The organism is Gluconobacter sp. R75690 (assembly GCF_015244525.1).
GTDB lineage: Bacteria > Pseudomonadota > Alphaproteobacteria > Acetobacterales > Acetobacteraceae > Gluconobacter > Gluconobacter potus.
Genome location: NZ_JABCQB010000002.1, coordinates 1 through 12,195, shown reverse-complemented (window position 1 = coordinate 12,195; position 12,195 = coordinate 1). Strand labels below are relative to the sequence as shown.

Genomic DNA, 12,195 nt, shown 5'->3' with positions numbered 1-12,195 from the left:
CGCCTTGGGGTTTAAGACCGTGCGAACGCCTGCTCGTCATCGAGCGGGCGTTTTTCCGTTCTGGGTCCGAAGACGAGCGTGACGGTGGCGCCTGACAGCAGGATCAGGGTCGTGAGGCCGAAGACGCCGGGGAAACCGGCAAGCGGATACAGCCAGCCGATCAGGACGGGCGATGCGATGGCGCCCAGACGCGCGATGGCAGAGGCCAGACCCATGCCGCGGGCACGCAGGGACGTCGGAAAGAGCTCGGGTGTGTAGGCGTAGATGCCGCCGAAGGTGCCGTTCATGAAGAAGGACAGCAGGATGCCGAAAAGCAGGACTTCGGTCGGCGTCTGGCTCGCGGCCATGCCGATGGCGCTGATGGCTCCGGCGACCATGAATAGCGCCACCGTTCCGCGCCGGCCCAGACGATCGGTGAGGAAAGCGGCGGAGGCATAGCCGGGAAGCTGTGCGAAATAGATCGAAATGGCGTAGCCGAAGCTGCGGGTAACGGTCATGCCGCGTTCGATCATCAGGGTCGGGATCCAAGTGAAGAACGCGTAGAAGCTGAACGTGATGGCCAGCCACATGGCCCAGCTCATGAAGGTGGAGCGGCGCAGGTTTGGGGCGAAGAGATCCCGGACCGGACGGATGCTTGGGGCGCCACGGTCGGTCGTGGTGGTGAGGCCGACGGCAAGACCTGCGCTTTCCTCGATGTCGCCGACGATGCGGCAGGCTTCGGCGGTCTGGCCGCGCTCGTCGAGCCAGCGGGGGGATTCGGGCAGGGCGCGGCGCCACCACAGAAGCATCAGGACCGGAAAGCCCGTGAGCGCTAGCGCCCAGCGCCAGCCATCCGCCATGGCGGGCACGAGCATGAACCCCATGATGGCGGCGGCGACATAGCCGAAGGAATAGAATCCGGTGAGGGCAGCCGTGAATGCACCGCGATAGCGGGCGGCCACGAATTCGCTGAGATAGGGTGCGATGATGGTGGCTTCCGCACCTGCGCCGATTCCGGAGAGGAGGCGGCACAGGAAAAAGCCCGCGAAGGAAGACGAGCCGGCGGAAAGCAGGGAGCCGATGGCGTAGATGGCCAGTGCGCTCATCATGACGCGGCGGCGGCCGGAGCGGTCTCCCCACCAGCCGGAGAGCAGGGCCCCGAGCCCGTAGCCGAGATAGGTGGCGCTGCCGAGCAGGCCGAGTTCCGGGCCGCTCAGGTGCCACTGGCTTTTCAGCATCGGGAGCGCGAAGGCCACGATCGCGGAATCGAGGCCGTCGAATGTGTAGCCGAGGCCGCCGAGGAACAGGAGTTTCCAGTGAAAGCGGGTAAAGGGCAGGCGTTCGATGCGGGCGGCGATGCTCATCGGATGGGGGATCTGCCGGAAACTGTGGAAATGGAACGCAAGCGTAGCGGCCTGCAGACGGGCTGGTCCAGAGGGGCTGAGTCCGAAAATGGTTGTGCCGGTGGCGGTTTTCCGCTACTCCGCGCCTCGCACAGGCACCCCTGGAGGTCTGTGTTGAGTGAAATTCAATACGCAGGAGCGTAACAGTGGCTAATTTGACGACACTTGCTGTCTCGACGCGTGCGAAGGCTGGTAAGGGGGCAGCGCGCGCAACGAGACGTGAGGGCCTGGTGCCGGCCGTGATCTACGGTGGCAAGCAGGAACCCTCCATCATCGCACTTGATCCGCGCGTGATCATGAAGGAACTGCATCGCGGTGGCTGGTCCTCTCGCGTGTACAGCCTGGCTGCCGAAGGCGCAGAGCCGGTTGCAGCCCTGATCCGTGACGTGCAGCTGCACCCGGTCACCGATGCCCCGATCCACGTGGACTTCCAGCGCGTTGCCGCTGGCACCAAGGTCCATGTCGAAATCTCCATCGTGTTCGTCGGCGAAGAGAAGTCCCCGGGCATCAAGCGCGGTGGCGTTCTGAACGTCGTTCGTCATTATGTGGACGTGCAGGCTGATCCGGCCAACATTCCGGAGCACTTCACGGCAGACCTGAGCGGCCTGGACATCCACGAAAACGTGCGCTGGACGGACCTCAAGGGCACCGAAGGCGCCGTTCTGGCCAGTGGTCAGGCGACGGACATGGTCATCGCCTCCATCGCTGCACCGACGATCGATGCCGAAATGGAAGCCGAAGCTGCTGCCAAGGCTGCTGCCGAAGCTGAAGCCGCTGCAAAGCCCGGCGCAAAGAAGAAGTAATCGATGAGGCTCTGGACCGGTCTCGGCAACCCCGAGCCGGGGATGAGCCGTCATCGACACAATATCGGCTTCATGGCGGTCGACGAGATCGCCAGGCGCCACGGTTTCTCGCCGTGGCGCAAGCGTTTCCGGGGGGAGACCTCTGAAGGCGTCATCGGGGGGCAGAAGATCCTGCTCCTCAAGCCGATGACGTATATGAACCGGTCAGGCGACAGCGTTCAGCAGGCCGCGCAGTTCTTCAAGATTGCGCAGGACGATATCACCGTATTCCACGACGAACTCGATCTTGCTTTCGGCAAGCTGCGTATCAAGCGTGGCGGTGGTGCCGCCGGGCATAACGGTCTGCGCTCCATGGATAAATGTCTGCCGGGGCCGGATTACTGGCGTGTGCGGATGGGGATCGGTCATCCGGGACACAAGGACCGTGTGACCGGGCATGTTCTGGGCAATTTCGCCAAGGCGGAAGAGCCGGAGCTGGAGCGTTGGCTTGAGGCCATCGCCGACGCGGCGCCTCTGCTGGCGAAGAAAGAACACGAAGCCTTCATGACGAAGGTCGCACTGCTGGCTGCCTGACGGTCTTGCGGCTGAAATGGCCGCTCAGGGCGGGGCGGATGAACAGGGCGACGATATCCATCAGGGCGTGAAATCCCATCAGCCAGATCAGCGGTGTTCCATTGAGGGCACGGATCATAAAGATCAGGCCGAGAGCTGTCGTGGCCAGAACGCCTTTGAGCCCCTGATACCAGTGCATTCCCCCGAATAGCAGCGTTGAGAGCGCGGCGCCGGCGATCAGACTGCCGGTGAGTTGGCCTGTAAGCAGGGGAAGGGCCAGCCGGAAGAACAGTTCCTCGCCCAGACCGGCATTCAGGCACAGCAGAAACGCCAGTCCGGCTTCGGGCCATGTCCGGGGGATCATGGCCGCAAAGTCGCCTAAAGGTTTGAGGGATAAGGGCCGTTTGAGCTTTCGGAGCAGGAGGAAGACTCCCGCGAGGATCAGAAGCCCACAGCCAAATCCGATGAAAAAGGCCGGCGACGTTTCAGGGGAGGCCGTGCTGGCAGTCGGAGTGGGATGCGACAGGCGCAGTTGCGTCAGGCTGGTCCAGCCCAGAGGCCGGGGCAGAAGCCAGAGGGTGATGACCCCGCCCAGATCGAAGAGCAGGATGCTCTGGATGAGCCATTTCAGATAAAGGCGACGCCGTTCACCGGTCCGATTGGCCGTCCGGAAGTGCTGCCAGTCCCGTGTTCCTGCGTAGCTGTGGTGGATGCAGGCACCCAGCAGGGCCGTGAGCCAGAGGATGGCCAGAATTCCGGACCTCGGGGTGCCGTGCAGGATTGTCATGATCTTGTTGTCTTTCCATAATGGAAAGTCAGATCATCATTTTCCACATTAGAAAGTCAATACCGTGCAGCAGGATGGAGTCAGGACTGTGGACGTGACCAGCCGGGACGATGCGCGTGTGCAGTTGGAAGCCTTGGGGGCTTTCAGGGAAAAGCTGGGGGATGAGCTTGTCTGCCCCTGGTGGAATGCGCCCGTCATGGGCGGGCTTCTGGCGCTGCTGACATTCGCCATGAGTCTGGACCCGCCATTCATCTTCCTGTCGGAGGGGCTGTGCATCGCGTTGATAGGGATTTTCTATGCGCTTGCGCGGCGGCGGATGGGATATTTCGTCAATGGCTATCGTCGGGGCCGGACGCGGAAGATCGCGATCGGCATGATGCTGGCGGTCTATGCGATGATGACGCTGTCGGGGGCTGGTGTGCGGGTGTGGCATCTGGCGTGGCTGCCCTGGCTTGCGACGCTGGGCAGTTTTGCGATCGGTTATGGAGCGGCCCTGCTCTGGCAGAGGGCCTGGCGGGCTGATATGACAGCGGCGTTGTGAGTGCTGTTCCCCAATTCGATCCTGTCATTCATCCTCCCGCGCGTCTGCAGCTTGCTGCGGCTCTGTCGGAAGTGAACGACATGGAGTTCGGGCGGGCGCGGGATATGCTGGGTGTGAGTGACTCGGTCCTGTCCAAGCATCTCGCCCAGATGCAGGAGGCGGGCTATGTGCGGTTGCGCAAGGCGCCTCTGGGGGGACGGCAGCGGACCTGGCTGGTTCTGACGGCACAGGGGCGTGCGGCTTTGAAGGCGCATGTCCGGGCTTTGCAGGATCTGGCGGGAATCGTGGGCTGAAAAGCCTGTTTCGCGGCGGGAGGTGGTTGTGAGCCTCCTCGGTTTCTGCGAACACAGGGCAACGGAATTTTCTGGAACGGATCGTTCGCGTCTGGACGGTCTTCAATGATGATGGAGAGCACGAATGGGTTTCAATTGCGGCATCGTTGGTCTGCCCAATGTCGGCAAGTCCACGCTGTTCAATGCCCTGACGGAAACGGCCGCCGCACAGGCTGCGAATTACCCGTTCTGCACCATCGAGCCGAATACGGGCCGTGTGGCTGTCCCGGACCCGCGACTGGATGAGCTGGCACGGATCGGCAAGTCCATCCGCAAGGTCCCGACCAGCCTTGAATTCGTTGATATCGCAGGGCTGGTCCGTGGCGCGTCCAAGGGTGAAGGTCTGGGCAACCAGTTTCTGGCCAATATCCGTGAAGTCGATGCCATTGTGCACGTTCTGCGCTGCTTCGAAGACGACGACATCACCCATGTTGAAGGTGGCGTTGATCCGGTTCGGGATGCGGACATCATTGAGACGGAACTGATGCTGGCGGATCTGGAAAGCCTGGAGAAGCGCCAGGTCGGTCTGCAGAAGCGGGCGCGTGGCAATGATCGTGAAGCTCAGGCACAGCTCGAACTGATGGAGCCGCTGCTGGCAGCGTTGCGTGATGGCAAGCCGGCCCGGACGGCGGTTCCCAAGGGGCAGGAAGCAGAGGCCTCCCGCCTTCAGCTTCTGACGACGAAGCCGGTTCTGTATGTCTGCAATGTCGAGGAAGCCTCAGCGGCGACAGGCAACGCCTTTTCGGAAGCGGTGCGCAAGCGGGCCGAAGCCGAGGGCGCGGGCGTTGTCGTGGTGTCCGCTGCCATTGAGGCGGAAGTCAGCCAGCTGCCGCAGGAAGATCGGACGGAGTTTCTTGAAGGTCTCGGCCTGACGGATAGCGGGCTGGATCGCGTTATTGCGGCTGGTTACAAGCTGCTGGGCCTGCGGACATATTTCACGGTTGGCCCGAAGGAATCCCGCGCCTGGACGATCACGGCCGGGACCAAGGCACCGCAGGCGGCGGCTGTCATTCATAACGACTTCGAGCGCGGGTTTATTGCCTGCGAAACCGTGGCCTTTGATGATTACGTCGCCTGCAATGGTGAGGCCGGGGCCAAGGAAGCCGGGAAGCTGCGGATTGAAGGCAAGGAATATGTGGTGCAGGATGGTGACGTCCTGCTGTTCCGGTTCAATGTCTGAGGCAGGGCACATTCTGGACGGTCTGGCGGAGCGTGCTCGCCGGGCCAGCCGGAGTCTGGCGCGGGCGAGTGCGGAGACCCGCAATCATGCCCTGTCCGAAGCTGCGAAAGCGCTGAGGGTCCGGTCGGACGAGATCGTGGCAGCCAATCAGAAGGATCTGGCAGCGCTTTCCGAAGACCGGAATGCGGCCTTCCGGGACCGCCTGACGCTGACGCCGGAGCGGGTCGAAGCGATGGCGCGCGGTCTGGAAGACGTGGCGGGTCTGTCGGATCCGGTCGGGCGCGTTCTGGCGGAATGGGACCGGCCGAACGGGTTGCATTTCCGCCGGGTCGCGACACCGCTTGGCGTGATCGGCATGATCTATGAAAGCCGGCCCAATGTTGGTGCCGATGCTGCCGCGCTATGCATCAAGTCCGGCAATGCGGTGATTTTGCGCGGTGGCGGGGAAAGCCTGCATTCCGCGCGCGCCATTCAGGCGGCGATGGAAGACGGATTGCGGGTAGCCGGTCTGGACGAGGCCTGTGTGCAGATCCTGCCGTCTGCCGACCGGGCTCTGGTCGGGGCAATGCTGCAGGCTTCGGGAAAGATTGACCTCATCATTCCGCGTGGCGGCAAGTCCCTTGTGGAGCGCGTGCAGCGTGAGGCCCGCGTGCCGGTTCTGGCGCATGCGGACGGTCTGAATCACACCTACATCCATGCGAGTGCTGATCCGGCCATGGCCCGGAAAGTTCTGCTGGATGCGAAGATGCGGCGGACGGGGATCTGTGGTGCGACGGAGACGCTGCTGATCGATGCGGCGATTGCGCCGACGCTGTTGCCGCTGCTGGTTCAGGATCTGGCCGCGAAGGGATGTACGTTCCGGGCAGATGACCGGGCGCGTGCGATTGTGCCGACGCTTGAAGCAGCCTCGGCTGATGATTTCAGCACGGAATGGCTGGACGCCGTGCTTTCGGTTGCCGTGGTGGACGGGGTTGAAGATGCTCTCGATCACATCGCGCGGCATGGAAGTTCGCATACCGAGGCCATTATCGCCGAAGATCCTGAGGCCGCGGCGGAGTTCCTCAACGGGACCGACAGTGCGGTTGTGATGTGGAATGCGTCCACGCAGTTCTGTGACGGTGGGGAGTTCGGATTCGGTGCGGAAATCGGCATTGCGACGGGGCGGATGCATGCCCGGGGGCCGGTGGGGCTCGAGCAGCTGACATGCTACCGGTACGAAGTGATCGGCACCGGGCAGGTGCGGGGCTGATCAGTATCCCGACGTCTGGTGACGGCCGGAATATGCGGATCGGCCTGCTGGGCGGGTCTTTCAATCCGGCGCATGCGGGTCATCTCATGCTGGCGCGGCGGGCCTTGCGGGCTTTGCGTCTGGATCAGGTGTGGCTCATGGTCTCACCAGGGAATCCGCTCAAGCCGAGTAAAGGCATGGCGCCGTTCAGGGTGCGTCTTGCTTCTGCGGAGCGGATTGCAGACGGACGGCGAATCGTTGCAACGGATATCGAATCGCGGCTTGGGCAGCGCTTCACCGTAAAAACGGTCGGATTGCTGAAGCAGCGCTTTCCGCATGTGCGTTTCGTGTGGCTGATGGGTGCGGACGGGCTGGCGCAGCTTTCGCACTGGAAGCGCTGGCGGCGGTTGGCTGCGATGGTTCCCATTGCTGTACTCCCGCGTCCGGGCAGTGTTTCGCCAGCCCTGCGGGGGGCTGCGGCCTCTGTTTTGCGGCATCAGAGACGGCCTTCGCGCGAATCACCTGTGCTTGCGGAGCGAAAAGGCAACGCATGGACGTTCCTTTCTGCGCCGCAGAACGATATATCGGCTACAGCGTTGCGTGAGTCCGGCCAGTTTCGTCCGGATTCCGATCAGGAGTAAAAACCATCACCAAGACGACCTCTCCCGAATCGCAGGCCAAAAAGCCTGTGCGCCGGAAAACCAGCTCCCCCGATGCGGCACTGGCCGAGGCTGCCAAGGTGCCGGGAACGGCTCGCAAGAAGGCCGCAGTTGCCGGACCGAAGAAAACGGCCGTCAAGCGCGAAGCCGTGCAGCCGGATCTTCTGACCAGCATGCTGACGGTCATCACCACGAGTCTGGACGAAGACAAGGGTGAAGACATCGTTGTGCTGGACCTGGTCGGCCGCGCGAATTTTGCTGATCGCATGGTCATTGCGACCGGTCTTGCCGACCGCCAGATTTCCGCGATGGCGCATCATATTGAGAAGAAGCTCAATGAGATCGGCATCAAGCGCATTCTGATCGAAGGCGCGAATGGCAGCGACTGGGTCCTGATCGATGCCGGCGATGTTGTCGTGCATCTCTTCAAGCCGGAAAGCCGCGAGCTTTACGGGCTGGAGCGGATGTGGGGCACCGATCTGGATGGCAGCGAAGACGAAGTTGCTGTCGGGCAGGACGAAGAGCAGGACTGAATGAAACTGGTCGCAATCGGCCGGCTCAAAGCCGGGCCGGAGCGCGAACTGTTCGAGCGTTATGCGGGCCGGATCAGGCCCGCTTTGACGGTGACGGAACTCGCGCCGTCAAAAGGCAGCGTCCAGGAGCAGAAGCGCAAGGATGCTGCGGCTCTTCTGGGGGCCTGTCCGGATAATGCCCTGATCGTGGCGTTGGATGAAGGTGGCAAGACACCGGACAGCCTGCGGCTGGCGGAGATGCTGTCCCGCTGGCAGGAATCGGGGCGCCCCATTCATTTTCTGATCGGTGGTGCGGAAGGGCTGGATTCAAGCGTGATCCAGCGGGCCGATTCCGTGATTTCTCTGGGGAAACTGACCTGGCCGCACATGCTGGTCCGGGTTCTGATCGCCGAGCAGGTGTTCCGGGCTCAGGCCATCAATACCGGTCATCCCTATCATCGGGAATCGCGGCCGGACTGAAGCCGGCTGTCAGGCTTTATCAGCGGATCGAACGGTCAGGAGCGTCCGAAGTGAAGGCATCGTCCGGAGCTTCGGCGACTTCGGTGCTGCTCATCGGATGGCTCAGGGCGTCAGAGCCGTTCAGGACTGCGCGGTGACGGAAGCCAGTCGTGTTCGAAGCGCGGGCCAGCACAACCTGCGGGGCCGGGCTACGATCGCCGCTGTCGGAATGCGGATAGATGAAGCCATAGGTCGGATAGATGCTGCCAAGGCGGCCGCTGCGATCATTGAGAGCGACGCGGACCGCGCTCCAGTCATTGTTGGGCGAAACGTCAACGACGCGCACGTTATGTGCGATGCCGTTGGACGCCCAGTGGGACTGGTCGATATAGATTGTACGGCTGTCTTCCACCGAACGGACCACGGCGACATGGCCGAGCGGCATACGGCGGATGGCCCGGAAATTCAGGACCGAACCGGCCTGCGGTGCGGACCCGCGGGCATAAACGCCGGCGGCATTGTACCACCAGTCACGCGCATTGCCGTGCAGAACGACTTCTGAAGCCGTCTTGGCGTAGGCGACGCACTGAATGACGTGAGCATAAGAATGGCGATGGCTGCTGGAACGGTGGCTATGAAAGACGGTCCGTCCGTGGTGACCCGAACTGTGACGGGCCTGAGCCTGTCCCGAAAAGAATGCGATCGCGGAGAGCGCCAGAGCAGAGAAAAAGGTTTTCCGGCAACTTTTATGCTTCACGATCTTTAGGATCCTGATTGGTTGTGTGTTGTTCGGGTTACAGGCAGGTAACAACCTTCCTGCAACCCTGACAAGAGCAGAATGCAGACCTATGGGTTAAATTTTCATTTCCAAAGAAAATCTTTTTGACACCACACTCTGCTGCATTCTCGCCATAATCGTCTGATTCAGATCATTTCGTTGTCGTGAGCATGATTTCCACGAGAATCTTCGGATCCGCCATGACTGCCTGAACGCAGGCGCGGGCAGGGGCCATGTTTTCCGGAAGCCATGCGGACCAGACCGTGTTGAGGGCGGTACGGTCTGCGATGTCCTTCACCCAGATCTGGGCCTGAAGGATGCGGGTCTTGTCGGTGCCGTGCACTTCAAGAATTTCGTCGAGCTGGTCGAGAACGCTCTTGGTCTGCTCTTCGATTCCCTTGGACAGGTCGGCTGCGACAACGCCCTGCGTGAAAATGAAGCCGTGATATTCGACGGCCTTGGAAAGAATGGCGTTGGGTTCTGTGCGGATGATGCGGCTCATGATGACACCTCGTGTGATGGGGAAAGGTGGAGAGTGACCTTCCTGTGAAAAGGGGTCAATGATCCGTGGTGGCTGGTGCCAGGCGGATGCTGTGTCTCACTTGTCGCGCAGGGGCTGACGCTGTATCGCCACATCAGAACGGACCGTCTGGAAGGGGGAGCTGTGACTCCTTTGTATGCGAAGCGGGTGCCGGTAACGCCTTTGCGGCAGAACTGCACCATTCTCTCGAATGATGAGGGTCGTGCCGTTGTGGTGGATCCCGGCGGAGATGTCGGAGACATTCTTCAGCATCTGGACGGAATGACCGTTGAGGCCATTCTTCTGACGCATGGTCATCTGGATCATGCCGGCGGCGCAGCTGCCCTGAAGAGAGCTCTTGAAAAGCAGCAGGGTCAGCCTGTTCCCGTTATAGGGCCGGACCGGCGGGATGAGTTCCTGCTGCAGAGCATCACGAAACAGGCGGCTGCTTTCGGAATTCCGGGCATGGAGAATGTTGCGCCGGATCGCTTTGTGGAAGGCGGAGAAGTCCTGCATCTGCTGGGGCAGGATCTTCATGTCGCGCATGTTCCTGGCCATACGCCGGGGCATGTCGTTTTTGTGGATCATGACAACCGCCGCGTTCTGGCTGGCGATACGCTGTTCCGTGGGACGGTTGGCCGGACGGATTTTGCGTATGGCGATTCACAGGCGCTTGTCGACGGTATTCGCAGACATCTTCTGACGCTGCCTGATGATATGGTGGTTCTGTGCGGGCACGGGATGCCGACGACCATCGGAGAAGAGCGCCGGACCAATCCGTTCCTGATTTCCTGAACCTGAAAGTCATATCATGCGAGTTTTATGCTGTGCGCTGGTGGCGGCGCTTGGAATGAGTGCTGGCGTTGCGAAGGCGGAGGAGCCGATTACGCAGGCGCAGGCCCGTCTGCCAACCGCGCCTCTGACCATCACGACGCGCGATGGTCAGAAGCATGAGTTTACGGTGGAACTGGCCAAGACCTATCGCCAGCAGGAGGTGGGCGAAATGTTCCGCAAGCATCTGCCTGAGAACGAGGGGATGCTGTTCATGTGGGCAACGCCTCAGGTCTCGGACATGTGGATGCGTAATACGCTTGTGCCGCTGGACATCGTGTTCATTGATTCAACGAACCATATCCATGCCATTGCGGAAAATGCCGTCCCTCTGAGCGAGGCGATCCTGCGGAGTGATGGTGTGGTTGCCAATACGCTTGAACTGGCAGGGGGCGTTACAGCGAAGCTGGGGATCCGGGTGGGCGATGCTGTTACCAGTTCCGCGCTGAAGCACTGATGGTCCTGTGAAGGTTCTGGTTACCGGGGTTGCCGGGTTTATAGGGTTTCATGTTGCGCAGGCCTTTCTGAAGCAGGGCATGGAGGTCGTCGGCGTCGATACTCTCAATGCCTATTATGATCCGGCTCTCAAAGCCGCCCGACTGGAGCAGCTTGAGCCTTATCCAGGGTTCAGCTTTCTGAAAGTGGACGTGGCCAGCCCTGCAGCCATGCAGGATCTGGTCGCGCGGCACTCCGATCTGGAAGGTGTAATCCATCTTGCGGCCCAGGCCGGGGTTCGGCACTCGATGGTCGATCCCTATTCCTATGTGACGTCCAACGTCATGGGGCAGGTCGCTCTTCTGGAAGCCTGCCGTCATCTGAAAAAGCTGACGCATGTTGTGTATGCGTCCTCCTCCTCCGTTTATGGCCGAAATCAGAGCGTTCCTTTCAGGGAGACGGATCGGGTTGAAAGGCCCAGTTCCGTATATGCCGTAACCAAGCGTGCTGCTGAACTGATGTCTGAGTCCTACGCGTATCTGCACGGTATTCCGCAGACGGGGCTCCGGTTTTTTACCGTGTATGGTCCGTGGGGAAGACCCGATATGGCGTATTACGGGTTCGCGAAAGCGATTTCGGAAGGGCGTCCGGTGACCCTTTATGAAGGAAAGCACCTTTCCCGCGACTTCACTTATATCGATGACATCGTCAGGGGGGTGCAGCAGGTTCTGGGCAGGCCGCCGGAAGCCGGAATGTCGCGGGTGCTTAATCTGGGAGGGGATAAGCCGGAAAGGGTGACCCGCATGATTGAGCTGCTTGAGCAGAATCTGGGAAAGAAAGCTTTCGTGGAGCGGCGTCCCAGACCGGTGGCGGATATGGAATCGACCTGGGCTTCTTTGGAAAATGTCAGGGAATTCTGCGGTTGGAAGCCGGCCGTGTCTTTTGAAGACGGGATGAAGGAATTCTGTCTGTGGTTCAGAAAGTTCCACGGAATCTGATTTTTTCACAAAAATGCAATTTTCCTGTTGACCCCCCTCTGAGGTCCCCGTATAAGCCCGTTCACCGACGCGGCGGGGCCCACTTCTGAGGGGTTCTGGAGCGGCGGGGATGGTGGTCTTTGAAAATTGAATATGGAATTGGAAGGGATATGTTGGCGGCGTTTTGGTGCTGGTGATCTGGGGTTAAGTTCCTGGGTC

Annotated in this window: 16 protein-coding genes; 12 read left to right on the top strand and 4 right to left on the bottom strand. The window is 61.0% G+C overall.

All coding sequences use genetic code 11. From position 1 onward, the window contains the following. Positions 1–11: 11 nt before the first annotated feature. On the bottom strand, positions 12–1,343 hold the full coding sequence (locus HKD27_RS02445; RefSeq protein ID WP_194688591.1) for an MFS transporter: 1,332 nt from the start codon (positions 1,341–1,343) through the stop codon (positions 12–14). Positions 1,344–1,528: 185 nt separating this feature from the next. On the opposite strand from HKD27_RS02445, the gene HKD27_RS02440 reads away from it, so the two are divergent. Together HKD27_RS02440 and pth are read left to right on the top strand one after the other, a co-directional pair. Beyond that, positions 1,529–2,185, top strand: a complete 657-nt coding sequence (locus HKD27_RS02440; RefSeq protein ID WP_194688592.1) for a 50S ribosomal protein L25/general stress protein Ctc — start codon at positions 1,529–1,531, stop codon at positions 2,183–2,185. Between the two features lie 3 nt (positions 2,186–2,188). Next, positions 2,189–2,758 carry an aminoacyl-tRNA hydrolase gene (pth, locus tag HKD27_RS02435; protein ID WP_011252701.1) on the top strand — a complete coding sequence of 190 codons (570 nt, stop codon included), beginning with the start codon at positions 2,189–2,191 and terminating at the stop codon, positions 2,756–2,758. Here pth and HKD27_RS16330 read toward each other — a convergent pair. After that, positions 2,727–3,524 (bottom strand): CPBP family intramembrane glutamic endopeptidase, encoded by a 798-nt coding sequence (locus HKD27_RS16330; protein ID WP_228518304.1) that lies wholly within the window; start codon positions 3,522–3,524, stop codon positions 2,727–2,729. The genes pth and HKD27_RS16330 overlap by 32 nt on opposite strands. A gap of 94 nt (positions 3,525–3,618) precedes the next feature. Here HKD27_RS16330 and HKD27_RS02425 point away from each other — a divergent pair, with 94 nt between their 5' ends. The 7 genes from HKD27_RS02425 to HKD27_RS02395 all read left to right on the top strand — a co-directional run bounded on the left by HKD27_RS02425 (position 3,619) and on the right by HKD27_RS02395 (position 8,456). Next, entirely contained in the window at positions 3,619–4,065 is a 447-nt protein-coding gene (locus HKD27_RS02425) for a hypothetical protein (protein WP_370544220.1), read from the top strand. After that, positions 4,062–4,358 carry a transcriptional regulator gene (locus tag HKD27_RS02420; RefSeq protein ID WP_194688594.1) on the top strand — a complete coding sequence of 99 codons (297 nt, stop codon included), beginning with the start codon at positions 4,062–4,064 and terminating at the stop codon, positions 4,356–4,358. Before HKD27_RS02425 ends, HKD27_RS02420 begins: the two co-directional genes overlap by 4 nt. Positions 4,359–4,482: 124 nt before the next feature. Further along, on the top strand, positions 4,483–5,577 hold the full coding sequence (gene ychF, locus HKD27_RS02415) for a redox-regulated ATPase YchF (RefSeq protein ID WP_062269314.1): 1,095 nt from the start codon (positions 4,483–4,485) through the stop codon (positions 5,575–5,577). Further along, positions 5,570–6,826, top strand: a complete 1,257-nt coding sequence (locus tag HKD27_RS02410) for a glutamate-5-semialdehyde dehydrogenase (RefSeq protein ID WP_370544219.1) — start codon at positions 5,570–5,572, stop codon at positions 6,824–6,826. The genes ychF and HKD27_RS02410 overlap by 8 nt, the downstream gene beginning before the upstream one ends. 32 nt (positions 6,827–6,858) lie before the next feature. Next, positions 6,859–7,446 (top strand): nicotinate-nucleotide adenylyltransferase, encoded by a 588-nt coding sequence (locus HKD27_RS02405; RefSeq protein WP_011252707.1) that lies wholly within the window; start codon positions 6,859–6,861, stop codon positions 7,444–7,446. Positions 7,447–7,544: 98 nt separating this feature from the next. After that, the gene (gene rsfS / locus HKD27_RS02400; protein WP_024717179.1) at positions 7,545–7,997 is read left to right on the top strand and encodes a ribosome silencing factor; all 453 of its coding nucleotides are present in this window, start codon (positions 7,545–7,547) and stop codon (positions 7,995–7,997) included. Then, positions 7,998–8,456 (top strand): 23S rRNA (pseudouridine(1915)-N(3))-methyltransferase RlmH, encoded by a 459-nt coding sequence (locus tag HKD27_RS02395; protein ID WP_041111584.1) that lies wholly within the window; start codon positions 7,998–8,000, stop codon positions 8,454–8,456. It begins immediately after the preceding gene. Positions 8,457–8,475: 19 nt separating this feature from the next. Here the strand turns inward: HKD27_RS02395 and HKD27_RS02390 are convergent, their stop codons facing one another. Further along, positions 8,476–9,192, bottom strand: a complete 717-nt coding sequence (locus HKD27_RS02390; RefSeq protein WP_194265520.1) for a CHAP domain-containing protein — start codon at positions 9,190–9,192, stop codon at positions 8,476–8,478. 172 nt (positions 9,193–9,364) lie between these two features. Continuing rightward, the gene (locus tag HKD27_RS02385) at positions 9,365–9,715 is read right to left on the bottom strand and encodes a RidA family protein (protein WP_011252711.1); all 351 of its coding nucleotides are present in this window, start codon (positions 9,713–9,715) and stop codon (positions 9,365–9,367) included. A gap of 162 nt (positions 9,716–9,877) precedes the next feature. Here HKD27_RS02385 and HKD27_RS02380 point away from each other — a divergent pair, with 162 nt between their 5' ends. Genes HKD27_RS02380 through HKD27_RS02370 form a run of 3 tightly spaced genes read left to right on the top strand, consistent with a single transcriptional unit; the run spans position 9,878 to position 11,997 of the window. Continuing rightward, on the top strand, positions 9,878–10,528 hold the full coding sequence (locus HKD27_RS02380) for an MBL fold metallo-hydrolase (RefSeq protein WP_194688596.1): 651 nt from the start codon (positions 9,878–9,880) through the stop codon (positions 10,526–10,528). 16 nt (positions 10,529–10,544) lie between these two features. Beyond that, positions 10,545–11,021: a DUF192 domain-containing protein gene (locus HKD27_RS02375; RefSeq protein WP_011252713.1), complete on the top strand. Its 477-nt coding sequence runs from the start codon at positions 10,545–10,547 to the stop codon at positions 11,019–11,021. 7 nt (positions 11,022–11,028) lie between these two features. Continuing rightward, positions 11,029–11,997, top strand: coding sequence for an SDR family NAD(P)-dependent oxidoreductase (locus tag HKD27_RS02370; protein WP_194688597.1), 969 nt, complete (start codon positions 11,029–11,031; stop codon positions 11,995–11,997). Positions 11,998–12,195 lie beyond the last annotated feature (198 nt).